The sequence below is a fragment of the Prevotella sp. Rep29 genome (assembly GCF_019551475.1).
Classification (GTDB): domain Bacteria; phylum Bacteroidota; class Bacteroidia; order Bacteroidales; family Bacteroidaceae; genus Prevotella.
On record NZ_CP047159.1, the window covers coordinates 2,375,556 to 2,392,885 of the forward strand.

A 17,330-nucleotide genomic window follows, 5' to 3' on the forward strand; every position below is an offset into this window, starting at 1 on the left:
GACGATTAGACAATTGATAATGGATAAATATGGATTGAGCGGAGGACCAAGTTTGATTAAAGTCTTCCGAACGTGAACGATTCCTTGAATCTGACGTTCTATTATAAGTAAAGGCGACAAGTGAGGGTTTTCACTTGTCGCCTTTACTTATGATGATACTGCCAGCATTGAGTGGTGCCGCTTGGCTTAGGGCTTCCGTGGCACTTAGCCTGGCAGCCGCTCTTGCGTTATTTCGCATTCACCTTTTCCAGTTCTACCGTGAAGATGAGGGTAGAATATGGCGGAATCTTACCTGCCTGACGCTCGCCGTATGCGAGGTTTTGCGGGATGTAGAGTTCCCACTTGCTGCCCTCGGGCATCATGGTGAGTGCTTCCGTCCAGCCTTTGATGACCTGGTTGGGACGGAAGGTGCTGGTCTGTGGGTCGCGCTTATAGGAGCTGTCAAACTCTGTTCCGTCGATGAGATGTCCTTCGTATTTCACGACCACCTCATCGTCGTTCTTGGCTATGGCTCCCGTTCCCTGTCTCAAGACTTTGTATTGCAGTCCCGACGGCAGTGTCACGACACCCTCCTTCTGCGCATTCTCAGCCAAGAAGCGCTCGCCCTGCTCTCTCACCTGGCGTCCTTTCTTTTCGCGCAAAGCGGTTGAAGCATTTCGTGCATAGGTGCCGGCTGCTTCCGGGGTGAAATGCGTGGTCACTTTTTTCAGTGCATCGGCAAAACCACGTGTGAACACATCTTTGTCCAAAGCCATGTCGGTGCCCTCAAACTCTTTGCTCATTTCGGGCAACATGCGCTTCATGACGATGTTTGCTATCCGAATGCCTGCGCTGTACGCATTATCTTTCGGATCGCCTTTGATTCCATCCTCAAAACCGCGAATCACGTCCGGCATGTTCACGCTGTCCACATTGAAGTTGCCCTTGAGGAAACCCATCAGTTCGCGGGTCACGTCCATGCCCATGGCATAGCTCAACGAATCGGCAGAAGTGACAATCTTCACGGGCTGGACAGTGCTTGCCGCAGTCTTCTTGCCTTTGTTCTTTTGAGCGGCGACGGTATTAAAAGAAGCACTCGCCACGAAGACGAGTGCTAAAAGGATGATTTTTCTCATTTCTTCTGTGCGTTAGGAGCAGCAGCCGGTGTGCTTGGTGCAGCAGGCTCTGGTTTCTTTTCGATGCTGAGCAGTTCCACTTTGAAAATCAATGTCGAACCCGGCAGGATGTCTCTTCCGGCACCGTTGTCACCGTATGCCAGTTCAGCAGGGATGTAGAGTTCCCATGTTGAGCCGACAGGCATCATGGTGAGAGCCTCCTTGAAACCGGCGATGTTGCGGTTGAGGGGCATAACGGCAGGCTGTTCGCGGTCGTATGTGCTGTCGAACACGTCGCCGTTGATGTTCTTGCCTTCATAGTTGACTTTCACCATATCGTCCTCTGTCGGCTTCGGACCGTTACCGGCTTTGACGATTTTGTACTGCAAGCCGCTTTCGGTGGTTACCACTCCCGACTTCTTTTTATTCTCCTCGAGGAATTTCTGGTTAGCTTTCTTGTTCTCAGCAATCATCTTCTCCTGCACATCGTTCAACAGTTTGTTTGCCTTGTCCATGTCGATGGCAGGAGTGCCGTTCAGTGCAGAGAGAACACCCTTGAGGAAGGTGGTCTTCGAGAGCTTCAGGTCTTTCATCATGGCAAACTGCTTCACGGTGCCGTCATACTGCTCACCCATCTGTATACCAATCATCTGACCGAGGAAGTAAGCCTTCTTAGCCTTGTCTTCGCTCACTTTAAGACCTTCCTGCAAGCCCTTTTCGAACTGTCCGAAATGAGCAGAGTCGATACCAGCCTGCATCTGCAGCACCTCTTTGTTCAGCCCCATCTGCATAGACGACATAGCACCCATGGCATAGCTCACAGAGTCAGAATTGTTCTTCAAATCCACCTTGGCATTGTTGCCTTTTCCACATGAAGCCATCAGCGTAACGACTGCAGCTGTCATGATCACAAACATTGTTTTTTTCATGGTTTTAACTTGTTTAATTGTTAGTTATCTTCTTTTTGATTGAAATGACATGTATTTTATAGATAAGGGCGGAGAAGGGTTTTATCTTCTCTTTCTCTTTTCCTTGCTCTACGAGTTTCCACGGCACATAGACCTCCCACGTGGCACCCGCCTTCATCCTGCGCACAGCCTCGCGGATGGCTGTCGGCACCTCTTCCACTCGCTTCACGCGCGGATTGCCGCCGAAAGTGGTGGCTACCTGTTGGTTGTCTATCGTGCGTATCTCCTCATTGTAGGTCACGATGGCAGTGTCTTCCGGCATGTTGCCGCTGCCGCCATAAATCACTTGATAAAGCACTCCGCCAGGCAGTTTACCGACATCCTCGGCTTTTGCCTTTTCTGCCATGAACTGCTCGTTCCGTTTCTTGTTGTCCTCGAACTTCTTCAGGTTATAGTCGAGTTCCATCTTGCTGACACACCGCTCCACGAACTGAGCCATGTTCTCCGTCGGCAGTTTGTTCTTTCCGCTCACGCCGTCATACATTCCATCCATAAAGATGGTTGGCGAAAGTTGTTTGCCGTCGTCGTTGCGAAACACCCGTTCGTTGGTATTCTCCACGATGCCCAGCCCTTGCAGCACACCGAAGTAGTAAGCCACCCGCTCTTTATCACCACTGGCTTCACTCCCCTCTTGGATTCCTTTGAGCACTTCGTTGAGATATTCCTCCTCGATGCCGTAATCCGCCAGATGTTCCCGCAGATGACTGCCGTTGAGCTGTCCGACGGCATAGCTCAGCGTGTCGGCATCGGTTGCCATCTGATTGGTGTCAGTCGTCCCCTGACAGGCACTGACCATTGCTCCGACACTGAGGGCTGCCAGGAAAATGAGTCCGGTTCGCATGGCTGTGGTTTTCATTCAGTTACGGATTAGAGCACTTCCAGCAACTCTACGTCGAAGATGAGGGTGGCAAACGGCGGAATCATCTGTCCTGCGCCATGCTCACCATAACCCAGTCGGTAGGGAATGAAGAAGCGATATTTCGCACCTTCCTTCATCAGCTGCAGTCCTTCGGTCCATCCCGTGATGACCTGGTCGAGCCCGAACACAGCCGGTTCTCCGCGCTGCACGCTGCTGTCGAACACCGTCCCGTCGGTCAGGAAGCCCTCGTAGTGGCAACGCACCTTGTCGGTAGCCTTCGGACTCTTGCCCGTTCCTTCCTGCAGCACCATATACTGCAAACCGCTGTCACGAGTCACGACTCCGTCTTTCTTGGCGTTCTCTTCCAGATATTTCTTGCCTTCTTCCTTGGCAACCTGTCCTTTGGCTTGACGCTCTTCGTTCAGTTTTTCTTCTTTCTTTTTGAAATAGTCTTCCACGATGGCCTGTGCATCTTTGTGAGACACTTTCAGATCGTTGCCTGCGATGATGTCCTTGATGGCAGCAGCAAACTCGTCCACGTTAAGGTCGGTTGCTCCCATTTGTACCAACTGGCGTCCGATGCCAAGTCCTAAGGCATAACTTACTTTTTCCATATTCTTCGCTTGTCTTTATAAACAAAAATGATTAAAACGACGCAAAGTTACTATTTTTCTTGATTACATCGGAATATTTGAAGAAAATTTTGCTTTATTTATGTTGCTTTACGTTTCTTACTTTTGACATTTTTTCGTATATTTGCAAACAAGCCTGTTATCAGGCTGAATAGTTCCTAATAGACAAAAACAGAGATTAGTAATTAATAAATCAAGATTGGTAAGATGAAAAAGATTGTAGTTCTGACAGGTGCCGGCATGTCGGCAGAGAGCGGCATCAACACCTTCCGCGATTCGGGCGGTTTGTGGGAACAATATCCCGTGGAGCAGGTGGCTTCGCACGAGGGATGGGAGCGCGACCCGGAATTGGTGACCCGCTTCTACAACGAGCGGCGCAAACAACTTTTCACTTGTAAGCCGAACGAAGGACATCGGCTGCTGGCGCAGTTGGAAGAGACATATGACGTGACGATTATCACACAAAACGTAGATAACCTGCACGAAGTGGCAGGTTCGAGCCATGTGATTCACCTGCACGGTGAACTGACGAAGGTTTGTTCCAGTCGCGACGTAGACGACCCGCGCTATATCCGGACGCTGACGGCGGAAAACTGCGAGGTGCAACCGGGCGAGAAGGCTGGCGACGGCTCGCTGCTCCGACCCTACATCGTATTCTTTGGAGAAGCCGTTCCCAACATCGGAGTCGCTGCAGAATTCTGTCAGCAGGCTGACATCTTCATTGTCATCGGCACATCAATGGCGGTCTATCCGGCTGCCGGACTGATTCACTACGTGCGACCGGAAGTGCCAGTCTATCTAATCGACCCGAAACCTGTCAACGCCAGCCACAGCGGCGGCATCACCTTCATTCAGAAAGGTGCGTCGGAAGGCATGAAGGAAGTGATTGCGTTAATTGATAATTGAAAATTGACAATTGATAAATATGGTTACTTATTAAGTTCTGTGGAATCTGCGGTATAATCACAAATCAAACTATCAAACAAAAAAGGCGGGCGTTCCATCACGGAGCACCCGCCTTGCTGATAAAATAGGACTTAATTACTTAAGGTATATATAGAGTATGGATTTATCTTCGTGTGCCGCCGAACTGCCCCTTGCTGCCACTGCCCGAGTTGGATGGTGCCACGCTTCCCCGTGAGCTGCTGTTCGGACGCGTGCTCGTTGCAGGACGGCTGTTCACATTATTACCGAAACGGTCGTTGTTGTTTTTATACTGGCGGTTGTTCGTACCGGTCGGACCGCTGTTGCGCCATGTACTGCTATTCGTCGTGCTCCTGGTGACACGCGGGTTGTACCAACTGGCGCCTCTGTTCTTTCCTCCCCTGAAAGTGGAATAAGTGGCAGGACGCGGGTAGTAGAACCGACTGCGATTGGTATAGCGGTCGTAGATGCGCAGATAGATGTTGCGCCCGTCCCAAACAATCGGACGATAGAAGTAGGGCACATTGCAGTAGCGACGATACTGACTAGTGGTGAGCACGTAGCGCAGGTCGGCGTTACGACGGTCCCAATAGATGCTGTAATAGCCGCTCGTGCCGCTGATGGTCAGCAGATAGTCGAGATTGATTTCATAGACCATTTCCTGCTGTATGGTGTTCAGTCCCAGCTCGTAAGCCATCTTGTCGGTCAGGAAGAGTGCTTCCGTCCGTGCTTGCGTATAACTCAGTGCGTTCGCAGATACCGTGAAGGTAATCATTGCTACGAAGGTAAAAATCCAGCGTCTCATAGTCGTAATGTTTTAAAAGTTCAACATGTTTGTTTCTCTGCTGCAAAGATGCATCAATTTCCGCACACCCCAAAACGGTAATCCCTAAAAATGAGAGGGGAAATCCCTATTTGTCGGAAGGGAATATGGTAGGGGCTTGACTATAGCTTTTTGCTAAAATATTTTGCCGGCTGTATATATTTGTTTACTTTTGCTGCAAAAGTAAAGAAGACATATGGGAAAATCGATTTGTTTCTCTAAGATGGAGGCGGCTGGCAACGACTACATTTATATATATGCGTCGCAATATCCGGTGACTGACCCGGTAGCGACAGCCATACAATGGAGCAACCGCCATTCTGGCATCGGCAGCGACGGACTGGTGCTTATCGAAAAGTCGATGGACGGCGATGCCGATTTCTCCATGCGCATCTTCAACGCCGACGGCTCGGAAGCACGGATGTGTGGAAACGCTGCCTGCTGTGTCGGGCGATATGTCTATGAGAAGGGACTCACAAACCACACCATCGTCCGCCTGTCCACTCGCTCGGGTATCAAGATTTTACGCCTGGAGGTAGCAGAGGGACATGTTCAGAAGGTGAGCGTCGATATGCAAGAGCCTTCGCTGGATGCTCCGGAACTGTTCCGCCCACCGTCATCTGGCATGCTGCATGCCGACGGGAAGTCGTTCAAAGGGACATTTGTGTCGATAGGTAACCCACATTTTGTGGTGATGACGGACAACATTGAGCTGATTGACCTTTCCCATGACGGCAGGTTGCTCTCCATCCACGAGGCGTTCCCTGAAGGGTGCAACATCGAGTTTGTGGAATATCTGGGGAACGACGAGGTGCGGATGCGGGTCTGGGAGCGTGGCAGCGGCATCACGATGGCATGTGGCACGGGAGCCTGTGCCGTAGCGGTAGCCTCCGTCATGCACCGACGCACGGGGCGCACCGTGCGCATTCATGCCGATGGCGGCTGTATGGAAGTGGAATGGCGCGCTGCCGACAACCACCTCCTGCTCACCAGTCCTGCTCGCTTCGTGTTTGAAGGAACAGCTTTTTTGCTAAACGAAAAATAAGGCGCATAGCAGTAGGGCGATATGGAGGAGAAAGTGGTTCATTTATTCTATATGTCTTGTTAAAAGATTCATTTGTCAATACTTTCTTGTGACTTTTATGGGTACTAATATAACGCTATTTTTTATGGAACTTGTTCCAAAAATGTTTGTTGTCAACAACAAAAAAGATATTTCCTGTGTTTATCGGATTGCCATTGCAATGTAAAAAATCATTCAAATTGACGATAATGGTGTCGTTTTTTTTTACTTTTTTTGTAAAACAGACAACAACAACATCGTCATTCCTGATTTTTCCTCGTTCATTAATCAACGTTCCATTTAGATAAACCGTGTATTTTATATCATTGTTTTTATACTTGATAGATAGTTTTTTAGGACTAACGTCAAGAGAATTCGTAATACGATAAACCTGCTTAATCGTAAAACTCACACCACCGAGTGTATTACATTCAACGTCTATTTTTCCACAATCAAATTCAATTTCTTTTTTATATCTATTATCTATCGAAACTAAAAAAATCGGAGGATCGCACGACATAAACGATAAAATAGCTACTGTTATAGAAATGTGTATTAATTTCATGTCTAAATTATTTTACGGATTAAACCAATAATGACCATACTTGTTATACCTTTTATTATTGCTCATTATTATTTAATGGGAGCATCATAATAATAACAGGAGAATTTTTCCATCCTCGATAATGTTTTTTTATAGTTTTATATCCAGATTTTGCAAAAGTTACTGACATCCCAGGATATCCAAAAGGACCAGTTAAGATCATTCCATGAGAGATTATAAATTTTCCTAGACTATCTGTATAAAGGCTATCATTCTTATTTTTAATTATTAAAGCATAGCTTATAGGTAATTGTGTTTTTGAGTCCATTACGACTCCTTCTATATGATTAAAGCCCTCACATGAAGAGATAAGCAAAAGAAACAATATTACATATATTATTTTTTTCATAACGTTATTTTTTTTACGCATTATGGGAACGTGTATTGAATTCTGTAGTTCTCCCCGTTCGGGCGGATATGTTATCCGCCCGTTTTGAATATAGGGAAACAACGTTCGCTGTCCGAAGGGGACAGCAAATGTAAATCGCTGTCCGAAGGGGAAAGCAATTGTAATCCCCAAAAACTTTCCGCTTGTTTTGTCTATAAAGTCGCATTGCAAATGCTGATATTAAGCCCGTTCGGATAGCATATCCGAACGAACGGGGGGCGCATAGCAAGAGGGCGATATGGAGAAGAAGGCGGTTCATATATTGTGGAAACTCCTTTGTCCATATTTTTTGTATTTTATGGGTACTAATATGATTTTTTTTCTATTTTATTACCATTTTCATCTTTTAAATCTAATGACAGAAATAATTTGTATCTTTTTTCTTTCATCGATTTGTATGTTATATAATCCGTTCCATTAACTTCAAAAGAGAAATTCTGTTGTTTCTTTTCATAGGGGGGAATTGTGCCGTTTTTATATTTCAATTTTGCTTCATGTGAAAGCATCTGAAAAAAAGTGCCTAGAGTGTCTATGGTATTTTTATATTGCAAAGCCTCATGTTCTGTATACAATATTAAGTATGATTTTTCTGATGATAAATACAAAGGAATACTCTTTTCGTTTTGTATTTCTATTTCTATATTTATATAAGGTGACATATTGAAAAATATAACACTAGCATTTTTCACATCAATAGATATTGAATCTCTTCTCGATTGTGGTATTACATCTTCATACCCATATATAATTCTCCCACTTTCACATGTAGTCAATACAGTTAAGAATAGAAATAAAAAGTTCTTCATGATACTAGTATTTAATGAGTTAATTTCATATATAAATCTGCCCAATATTCTAAGCATTTTGGATTATTGTACGGATTGTTCCAATAACCTGGACTTACCAGATATTCATATAACGTCCTTAAATAAAAGTTAAAGCATCCCATGATTTTTTGTTGATAGATGTGTGCACGTTCGTGAGCTAATGTTTTATAATAAAAGTCAACATCTTTATCGTTAGATGAATATAAATATTTTGTATTGACCATCATATTTCTTCCTAAAGTTATTCCTGGAACAAATAATCCAATCAACCCACCGCGTCTATAAACAGGATATGAACTTTTTATACCCATGGCAGCACTTATGCTGTCATTCCCATGCACCTGTAAGGCGCATAGCAAGAGGGCGATATGGAGAAGAAGGCGGTTCATTTTTTATTCACCTACTCAAAATTTGCTGAATTTTGTTTTTGTCTAATTCTGGAAAATATACTTTTAACTCTAAAGAATCAGGATATTGTTTCCAAAAATCACATACGTCAGATAACACAGAAATATAAATTTTAAAATCATCTTTTCCAAGACAAGACAAATCTTTATGAATGATAAATATTTTTTTTTCTTCTAACCATTTATCCAAATGACATAAGGCATCATACAATGCATCCCAGTTAAAACCAAAATAAGAGGGGAAATTAAAGACTTGATAATAAGAATATAAAAGTTCTTCTTTTGACTTTATATCCGTAACATCAACGAAAAAAAATTTGTTGATAGATATCTCTGGCAATTGTTGATAGAATAGAAAATGCTTTAATTTATTCATAATATTTTATGGTTTGAATCGAATAGCAGAAGTGTAAGAAACAGGATTTTCATAAAAAATAATTCATTAGCATGTCATCAAGAATAATTAATGATTTTGCAAATATAATAAAAAAGAGTGGGAAAAGCAAATGTCAAGAAGGAAAATTACGGGAGACCTTGTTCGCGTGCCTCGCGTGGAGTAGTGCTATGCTTTCCTTGTTGCGGGCATGGCAGCGTGCACGCTGCCATGCCCAATCCGTTTACATTTTCAGTGGAGTAATCCGGAACCGGAATTGCTTGTCTGTCGCCTTCACACGATATGGCGGCAGTGGCAATGCACGTTGGCTCCAGCTGTCCACTCCCCCAACACCGGCATGCTCACCATCGATGAACAGATTGGTGAAGCGTGACTTCTTCAGGTCGGCAGCATGGCGCTGGTGCTTCTCGTCGCCCTCGTCCAGTTCCTCAATGTCGTAATGGAGTGCCGACATGCAAAGTTGATGACCACTTATTTCAATAGCCGTTCCCTTTCCGTTGCCTTGTTTCCACCACTCCACATCGGTTTTCAGACCTGTCTCTTGCGGGCGGACGTAGGGATAGAACTGTTCATCGGCAGTCTGTTTGTAAACGCCCAATCGCTGCGACGTGTTGCGATCGGGATAGTTCTCGACCGGTCCGCGTCCGTAGAATTCACTCCGGTCCATGTCGTAAGGCAACTGCATCACCATGCCGAAACGGAACATGTCGGGCAGGGTGTCGCTCTCAACATCCAATGACTGAATGACAGTCATTGCGCCATTTCCCGCTATTTCGTAAGTAACCAACAAGTCGGCTGCCACTTCTGGCAGGCGATAATGTGCTTTCACCTGCACCTCATTCTTCGTTTTCTTCGACACATCCAGACGTTTCAGTTCCATTTTCGGATGTTTCCAAACTTTCTGTGTGCGGTGCAGTCCCGCACCCATATCGTTGTCGGTCGGAGCGCGCCAGAAGTTAGGCTTCAGCGTACCACCATCGCCGAGCAGACTGACGCCCTCCACTTGATAGCTGGTGAGCAGTCCTGTCGTCTTGTCGAAAGCGAGGTGTAACAGGTCGTTCTCTATGGTCAACCGTGGTTCGTTCTTTTGGTCGCGAATTTTGAGGCTTTTCCATTTCTTTTCTGGTTTTACCATCCGACAGATGTCAATCCAACTGTAGTCAAATTGTTGATGTGCGACGGTTGTTCCCTCTTTAAGCAAACCCTCATCGTTCTTCAGTCTGAAGTCGATGTTCAGCAAAACGGTTCCGCTATCGTTGCCCATACCATCCACTCCGTCAGTGATTTGGAATACTGGAAGAGAGATGTCGGCAGACTGTTGCGGTGCGCAGTCGATATGGTCGATGACGCCTTCTTTCAGCACAACTCCTTGGTGAACGTACTGCCAGTGTAAGGCTATATGGCTCAGGTCACGGAAGAAATACTCATTATGAATCCTGACTATGGTATTTCGTTTGTCGATGAGTTCCGTCCAGATGTTCTGATAGTGATAACCCACTTCGTACATGTGCGGATTGGGCACGCGGTCGGGACTTATCAGTCCGTTGCAGTTGAAGTTGTTGTCGCTCGGGTCGTAGTCGTTGAAGTCGCCACCATAATAATAGGACCGCTCATATCCCTTGCCTTTCATGCGCAGACCTTGGTCAACGAAGTCCCAGATGAATCCGCCCTGATACTTCGGATACCTGCGGACGAGCTCCCAATATTCCTTGAATCCACCGCAGGAATTGCCCATAGCGTGAGAATATTCGCACTGTATGAGGGGCTTCTGCTTCGTTTCGTCCTTCGCATATTCCTCACATTGTCTGTGCGTCCAATACATCGGGCACATGATGTCGGAATTTTCGCCTCCGTTGGCGGGCTCCCACTGGATGGGACGCTGACGGTCCTGCTCTTTAATCCACCGATAGGCGGCGGAAAAGTTCGGTCCGTCTGCCGACTCATTGCCGAGCGACCAGTAGATGATAGACGGGTGGTTGTAGTGCACCGCCACGTTGTGCCGGTTGCGCTCGAGGATGGTCTTCGCAAATTTCGGGTCGTAGGTGTCTGCTTTTTCGCCGAAGCCTAAGCCGTGTGCCTCGAAGTTTGCCTCTGCCACGACGTACAAGCCGTACTCGTCGCAGAGTTCATACCACACGGGGTCGTCGGGATAGTGGCACGTGCGCACGGCATTGATATTGAACTGTTTCATCAGGCGGATATCCTGAATCATCCGTTCGCGGGAAACGACATAACCTCCGTCGGGGTCCATCTCATGCCGGTTGGCGCCCTTGATGAGCACTGGCTGACCGTTCACGAGCAACTGTCCGCCCTTGATTTCCACCTTCCGAAAGCCTATTTTCTGCACGACAGCCTCCGTCTCGGCACCCTTCTCGGGATATTTCCGGGCAGGCAACAGCCGTGTGACGAGTGTATATAAATATGGTGTCTCTGCCGTCCAAGCCTTCACATCTTTCAACGTGACGGAAGTGGCGGTCCCGTTCCACACCTCTCTGCCGTCAGGCGCATAGAGTGTGTAGTAGAGTTGCACCTTCCCCGTGGTGAGCGGACGGATGGTGAGCGTTCCGTCCCGATAGCCGTTAACCAGGTCGGTCTCAATGCGCAGGTCATCGATGTGTGCCTTCGCGTCACGACAATAGAGATAGCTCTCGCGTGCCACGCCCGTCAGTCGCCAGAAATCCTGATCTTCGCCCCACGTTCCGTCGCACCAGCGCCGCACCATGAACGCCAGTTCGTTGTCGCCTTTCTGCAGATAGGGGGTGATGTCAAACTCCGCTGCCGTTTTCGAGTCTTCAGCATAGCCGACAAAACGTCCGTTCACCCACAGGCAGATGCAGGAGGTGACGCTGCCGAAATGGGCGATGACTTGTTTCCCCTGCCAAGCGTCGGGAATGGCAATCGTGCGCCGATACATGCCTTTATGGTTGTTTTTCAGCGGCACATCGGGAGCTTTCCCGTCAAAATGCCCGAACCATGCATACCCCACATTTTTATATATAGGGTCGCCGAAGCCGTTCAACTCCCACATTCCGGGAACGGACATCGTGCCCCGCGTCACCAATTCGCCATCGGCATCCGTGGCACCACTGAACGCCCAATCGCCATGCAGCGACAGGAAGCGTGCCGAACGCGTTTTGTCACCCTGCCGTGCCAACTGCTCGTTCTCGTAAGCGAAAAACGACGTGTGAACAGGTAGGCGGTTCAGTTCGTTCACTTGCAAGTCATGCCAAGCACCCGCTGCCACTGGCGGCAGACTGTCAGCCGTCAACGGTCCAACACTCCATGCCGCAAAAGCAGACACCTGCCCGCAGCAAAAAACAGCAATCAACAATAGACGCAACATTCTTTCCATATCTTTTTCCCTTTATCCATTTTTCATTTATCATTTATCATTTAGCGCAGCGCTATTAACCGCGGATTCGGTTGTCCTGCAAAGATACAAAAAAATCGACATTCCAACCCATTCGCACCCAACTTTTTCAGACATAAAAGACGACCCGCATATTTATACATAACCATGCATAAAAATACAGCGGGAACTTTCGTTTTCCAAAAGGGGAACTTTTAGCTTGCAAAAGTGGCACTTTTGCGTCCTAAAAGTGCCACTTTCAGGAGCCAAAAGTGGCACTTTTGGAAAGCCACTCCTAACATATTGAGATTCAATAGTTTACAAACGTGCCCACAAAACCTTCATTGATGTATAAATATGCAACCTTCGATTTTTAGTGACGCTCAAGTTTTTCGCATTTAGAAAAACTCAGATAAATTTGGTTTTCGCGCGCTTAATCACTTTCCTCTATCAACTTGAACAAGTTTTTATCTCAACTGGTTTATAATCTCGGAAAAATTATTTAACTTTGCACACAATATAAGAAAAGTTATGTTCCACATCTCCCAATACTTTCCCATCACCGACCCGACGCTGATTTTCTTCGTCGTGCTCTGCATCATCCTGTTCGCACCCATCATCATGGGAAAACTGCGAATACCGCACATCATCGGCATGGTGCTCGCAGGTGTCGTACTGGGAAAATACGGATTCAACATTCTTGAACGGGACGACTCGTTCGAACTCTTCGGAAAGGTGGGGCTTTACTACATCATGTTCCTCGCCGGTCTTGAGATGGACCTCGAGAGCATGAAGAAGAGGAAGGGGAAAATCATCTCATTTGGACTGCTGACGTTTGCCATCCCCTTCATACTCACCTACTTCGCCAGCCAGAAACTGTTAGGCTATCAGCCCATTGCTGCCGCGCTGCTCAGTTGCATCATGGCAGCCAACACACTTATCGCCTACCCCATCGTCGGGAGATATGGCTTGCAAAGGAATAGGAGCGTCATGCTCAGCGTAGGCTCGTCAATGCTCTCGCTCTTCCTCGCACTAGTGGTGCTCGCCGCTACCGTGGGGACGTTCAAGACCGACAACAGCGCCCTCTTCTGGCTCATCTTCATCGTGAAAGTCACGGCATTCTTCGCAGGACTCATCTTCTTCATCCCGCGCCTGACAAGGGCCTTCCTCAGAAAATACAGCGACGCCGTCATGCAGTTCATCTTCGTCATGGCAATCCTGTTTATGAGTGCGGCACTCGCCGAAGCCATCGGGCTTGAAGGGATTCTCGGAGCATTCATGTCGGGACTGATTCTCAACCGATACATCCCACACGTATCATCGCTCATGAACAGGATTGAGTTTATCGGAAACGCACTCTTCATCCCCTATTTCCTCATCGGTGTGGGAATGCTCGTCAACGTCAGAATCCTGTTCCAGGGAGGGAATATCATCTGGATTGTGCTTGCCATCGTCTTCTTCGGCACCTTCGGAAAGGCACTTGCTGCCTATCTTGCCAGCATCACTTTCCGATACCCGCTCTCGTCGGGACACATGATGTTCGGACTGACGTCGGCACATGCGGCAGGAGCCATCGCCATGGTGATGATTGGAATGCGGATAGAAACTGCGCCCGGAGAGTTTCTCGTCAACGATGAGATGCTCAACGGAGTCATCATCATGATTCTATTCACCTGCATCATCAGCACCCTCATCACCGAACGGGCTGCCAAGCAAATCGTCCTCCACGACAATGCCATGCCCACCGACGAGAAAGGCAACGACGACGAACTCATCCTGCTGCCCGTGAAATACAAGGAGATTGCCGATGGACTGGTCAACCTCGCCATCATGACACGAAACCGCAAACTCAACCGCGGACTCGTAGCAGTCAATGTGGTCTATGACGACGAGAACAGACGAAGCAACCAGGAAAAGGGGAAACGGCTGCTGGAAAGTCTGCAACAAACCGCCAGCGCTGCTGATGTCAGGATGCAGACTCAAGTGCGCGTAGCAGCCAACATCGCCAACGGCATCAAGCACACCTTCAAGGAATACAATGCCTCTGAAATCATCATGGGCATGCACATTCACAAGGAAATATCACCGAAATTCTGGGGAGAATTCGCACAAAGCCTATACAACGGACTGAGAAGGCAAATCATGTTCGTCAGACTGAAACAACCGCTTAACACGCTTCGGAGAATACAAGTCGCCGTACCGTCGAGAGCCGAATTTGAAGCCGGATTCTACAGGTGGGTGGAACGACTGTCACGCATCGCCGGCAACCTGGATTGCAGAATACAATTCCACGGGCGGCAGGAGACGCTCACACTCATACAGGAATACATACAAAACAGACACCCGAGCGTCAGGGCTGAATACACCCGCATGGAACACTGGAACGAACTGCCGCGTCTCGCCGCAAACATCCATGAAGACCACATGCTCGTCGTCGTAACCGCACGAAAGGGAACCGTCTCATACAAGAGCGCACTCGAACGGCTGCCCGACGAGATAGAACACCACTTCTCGGGAAAGACCATCATCATCCTCTTCCCCGACCAATACGGCGAACAGATGGATGAAATGACCTTCGCCACACCGCAACACCAGGAAGAGACAAGTGCATACCAAGCTATTATCGAATGGCTGAAGAAAAAGAAGAATAAACTAATCAGCTGACAGACCATGATTGATATCGAAAACATTACCAAGAAATTCGGCTCACTCCAAGTGCTTAAAGGCATCGACCTGCACATCGGGAAAGGAGAAATCGTCAGTATCGTCGGACCAAGCGGAGCCGGGAAAACCACCCTGCTGCAAATTATCGGAACACTCGACAAGCCTGACACGGGAAAGGTGGTCATCAACGGAATACAGACAAACACCCTGCCGAATGACAAACTCTCCGACTTCAGAAACCAACAAATAGGATTTGTCTTCCAATTCCATCAGTTACTGCCTGAATTTACAGCTCTCGAGAACGTGATGATACCTGCACTCATCGCCAAAAAGTCGGAAAAAGAAGCACGCAGACGGGCAGAGGAACTGCTCACCTTCATGCAGCTCCACGACAGAATCCGCCATAAACCCAACGAGCTGTCCGGAGGAGAAAAACAACGAATCGCCGTGGCACGTGCGCTGATGAACAACCCCGCCGTCATTCTTGCCGACGAACCGTCGGGAAGCCTTGACTCGCAAAACAAGACCGAGCTGCACCAACTCTTCTTCAGCCTGCGCGAACAGTTCGGACAGACTTTCGTCATCGTCACACACGATGAAAGCCTCGCAAACATCACCGACCGCACCATCAAAATGAAAGACGGACTGCTCGTCAACGATACAGAGGAATCCAACAGCAATCTTTGAACAGCAACTTTTTCAGAACATGCCAATCAAACTGGGAGATTACAACACACTGAAAATCGTCAAGCGGGTAGATTTCGGACTCTACCTCGACGGAGATGAGGCAGGAGAGATTCTGTTGCCCCAACGCTACGTCCCCCAAAATGCAAAAATCGACGATGAAATCGAGGTTTTTCTCTATCTCGACCAAGAGGAAAGACTGATTGCCACCACCGAAAAACCATTGGCGAAAGTGGGCGATTTTGCCTTTCTCGAGGTGGCATGGACCAACCAATACGGCGCCTTCCTCAACTGGGGACTCATGAAAGACCTTTTCTGTCCGTTCCGGGAACAGAAAAAGAACATGGAGCGAGGACGGAAATATATCGTACACGTACACATCGACGAAGAGACCTACCGCATCGTGGCATCGGCAAAAATAGAGCGATACCTCAATAACGACCAACCGCCATACTACAATGGCGACGAGGTAGAGCTCCTGGTATGGCAACAGACGGAACTGGGATTCAAGGTCATCATCGACAATGCGTTCGAAGGACTGGTATATGCCGACCAGATATTCCAGCCCATACGGACGGGCGACCGACTGAAAGGCTATATATATAATGTACGGGGAGACGGGAAAATTGACGTCACACTCCAACCGACAGGACACCAACATACGCTCGACTTCGCGGAAACGCTTCTCGAATACCTGCACACACACGGCGGGCAGTGCGAACTGGGCGACAAGAGCGACGCAGAAGCCATCAAGCAACGTTTCCAAGTCAGCAAGAAAGTTTACAAGCGCGCCATTGGCGACCTGTATAAACGACGGCTCATCACGATTGAAGACGAAGGCATCAAACTGACAGCATCCACCTAAAAAGCACCCGACGAATGACCGAAGACATGCTTTCAAGAACACGACTCCTGCTCGGCGAACCCGCCATTGAGACGCTGAAACGCTCCCATGTGGCTGTATTCGGCGTGGGAGGAGTGGGCGGATATGCCACCGAGGCACTGGCACGGAGCGGGATAGGCGAATTGACCATCGTCGATAACGACCGTGTGTGCGTCAGCAACTTGAACCGACAGATTTACGCTTTGCAATCAACCATCGGACAATATAAGGTGGATGTGGCTGAACAGCGCATACATGACATCAACCCCGAATGCGTCGTTCACAAATATCAGATGTTCTACATGCCCGACAATGCCGACCAAATCGACTTGACTCCATTCGATTATGTGGTCGATTGCATCGACACCGTCACGGCGAAAATCGAACTCATCCGTCGCTGCCACGCACTCGACATCCCGCTCATTTGTTCGATGGGGGCAGCAAACAAAATGGACCCGACGGCTTTCCGCGTGACCGACATCACCAAAACGGCTATGGACCCCCTCGCCAAGATTATCCGCAAGAAACTCCGCCGCGAGGGAATACTACACATGAAGGTTGTTTGCAGCGAAGAGAAACCCATAAAACCTGCTGATGTGGAAGGAAATATTGGTGAAACACAAGATAAGGCGAAGGATAACACCCATAAGCAAGTGCCTGCAAGCAATGCCTTTGTGCCAGCTGCAGCAGGTCTCGTAATAGCCTCAGAAGTTGTTAAAGACCTTATAATGCAGTATACAACAACACGAGAAAAATGACAATTGAAG

Annotated in this window: 17 protein-coding genes; 6 read left to right on the forward strand and 11 right to left on the reverse strand. The window is 47.9% G+C overall.

Annotated features, from left to right (window positions below):
* Positions 1-227: 227 nt before the first annotated feature.
* Genes GRF55_RS10125 through GRF55_RS10140 form a run of 4 tightly spaced genes read right to left on the reverse strand, consistent with a single transcriptional unit; the run spans position 228 to position 3,535 of the window.
* On the reverse strand, positions 228-1,115 hold the full coding sequence (locus tag GRF55_RS10125) for an FKBP-type peptidyl-prolyl cis-trans isomerase (protein WP_220368289.1): 888 nt from the start codon (positions 1,113-1,115) through the stop codon (positions 228-230).
* On the reverse strand, positions 1,112-2,023 hold the full coding sequence (locus GRF55_RS10130; RefSeq protein ID WP_220368290.1) for an FKBP-type peptidyl-prolyl cis-trans isomerase: 912 nt from the start codon (positions 2,021-2,023) through the stop codon (positions 1,112-1,114). Before GRF55_RS10130 ends, GRF55_RS10125 begins: the two co-directional genes overlap by 4 nt.
* 13 nt (positions 2,024-2,036) lie before the next feature.
* Complete coding sequence (locus GRF55_RS10135; protein WP_220368291.1) at positions 2,037-2,903, reverse strand: FKBP-type peptidyl-prolyl cis-trans isomerase N-terminal domain-containing protein; 867 nt, start codon at positions 2,901-2,903, stop codon at positions 2,037-2,039.
* A 26-nt stretch (positions 2,904-2,929) separates the two neighbouring features.
* Positions 2,930-3,535 carry an FKBP-type peptidyl-prolyl cis-trans isomerase gene (locus GRF55_RS10140; RefSeq protein ID WP_220368292.1) on the reverse strand — a complete coding sequence of 202 codons (606 nt, stop codon included), beginning with the start codon at positions 3,533-3,535 and terminating at the stop codon, positions 2,930-2,932.
* Positions 3,536-3,760: 225 nt separating this feature from the next.
* Here GRF55_RS10140 and GRF55_RS10145 point away from each other — a divergent pair, with 225 nt between their 5' ends.
* A complete protein-coding gene (locus GRF55_RS10145) occupies positions 3,761-4,459 on the forward strand; it encodes an NAD-dependent deacylase (RefSeq protein WP_220368293.1) in 699 nt (232 codons plus the stop codon).
* 163 nt (positions 4,460-4,622) lie between these two features.
* On the opposite strand, the gene GRF55_RS10150 is transcribed toward GRF55_RS10145, so the two are convergent.
* Positions 4,623-5,282, reverse strand: coding sequence for a hypothetical protein (locus GRF55_RS10150; RefSeq protein ID WP_220368294.1), 660 nt, complete (start codon positions 5,280-5,282; stop codon positions 4,623-4,625).
* A 214-nt stretch (positions 5,283-5,496) separates the two neighbouring features.
* Between GRF55_RS10150 and dapF the strand changes: the two genes are divergently transcribed.
* Positions 5,497-6,345: a diaminopimelate epimerase gene (dapF, locus tag GRF55_RS10155; RefSeq protein ID WP_220368295.1), complete on the forward strand. Its 849-nt coding sequence runs from the start codon at positions 5,497-5,499 to the stop codon at positions 6,343-6,345.
* Between the two features lie 115 nt (positions 6,346-6,460).
* Here dapF and GRF55_RS10160 read toward each other — a convergent pair whose 3' ends face one another.
* The 6 genes from GRF55_RS10160 to GRF55_RS10185 form a co-directional block, all read right to left on the reverse strand.
* Positions 6,461-6,928, reverse strand: coding sequence for a hypothetical protein (locus GRF55_RS10160; protein ID WP_220368296.1), 468 nt, complete (start codon positions 6,926-6,928; stop codon positions 6,461-6,463).
* Positions 6,929-6,983: 55 nt separating this feature from the next.
* Positions 6,984-7,316 carry a hypothetical protein gene (locus GRF55_RS10165; RefSeq protein ID WP_220368297.1) on the reverse strand — a complete coding sequence of 111 codons (333 nt, stop codon included), beginning with the start codon at positions 7,314-7,316 and terminating at the stop codon, positions 6,984-6,986.
* Between the two features lie 344 nt (positions 7,317-7,660).
* Positions 7,661-8,161 carry a hypothetical protein gene (locus tag GRF55_RS10170; protein WP_220368298.1) on the reverse strand — a complete coding sequence of 167 codons (501 nt, stop codon included), beginning with the start codon at positions 8,159-8,161 and terminating at the stop codon, positions 7,661-7,663.
* 11 nt (positions 8,162-8,172) lie between these two features.
* Complete coding sequence (locus GRF55_RS10175) at positions 8,173-8,571, reverse strand: hypothetical protein (protein WP_220368299.1); 399 nt, start codon at positions 8,569-8,571, stop codon at positions 8,173-8,175.
* Between the two features lie 7 nt (positions 8,572-8,578).
* Positions 8,579-8,965: a barstar family protein gene (locus GRF55_RS10180; protein WP_220368300.1), complete on the reverse strand. Its 387-nt coding sequence runs from the start codon at positions 8,963-8,965 to the stop codon at positions 8,579-8,581.
* Positions 8,966-9,206: 241 nt separating this feature from the next.
* Positions 9,207-12,335 (reverse strand): glycoside hydrolase family 2 TIM barrel-domain containing protein, encoded by a 3,129-nt coding sequence (locus GRF55_RS10185; protein WP_255563789.1) that lies wholly within the window; start codon positions 12,333-12,335, stop codon positions 9,207-9,209.
* Positions 12,336-12,863: 528 nt separating this feature from the next.
* On the opposite strand from GRF55_RS10185, the gene GRF55_RS10190 reads away from it, so the two are divergent.
* Genes GRF55_RS10190 through GRF55_RS10205 form a run of 4 tightly spaced genes read left to right on the forward strand, consistent with a single transcriptional unit; the run spans position 12,864 to position 17,321 of the window.
* On the forward strand, positions 12,864-14,996 hold the full coding sequence (locus GRF55_RS10190; RefSeq protein ID WP_220368301.1) for a cation:proton antiporter: 2,133 nt from the start codon (positions 12,864-12,866) through the stop codon (positions 14,994-14,996).
* A gap of 6 nt (positions 14,997-15,002) precedes the next feature.
* Positions 15,003-15,683 carry an ABC transporter ATP-binding protein gene (locus GRF55_RS10195; protein WP_220368302.1) on the forward strand — a complete coding sequence of 227 codons (681 nt, stop codon included), beginning with the start codon at positions 15,003-15,005 and terminating at the stop codon, positions 15,681-15,683.
* A 19-nt stretch (positions 15,684-15,702) separates the two neighbouring features.
* Positions 15,703-16,545, forward strand: a complete 843-nt coding sequence (locus GRF55_RS10200) for a S1 RNA-binding domain-containing protein (protein ID WP_220368303.1) — start codon at positions 15,703-15,705, stop codon at positions 16,543-16,545.
* Between the two features lie 14 nt (positions 16,546-16,559).
* Positions 16,560-17,321 (forward strand): ThiF family adenylyltransferase, encoded by a 762-nt coding sequence (locus GRF55_RS10205; RefSeq protein ID WP_220368304.1) that lies wholly within the window; start codon positions 16,560-16,562, stop codon positions 17,319-17,321.
* Positions 17,322-17,330: the final 9 nt, after the last annotated feature.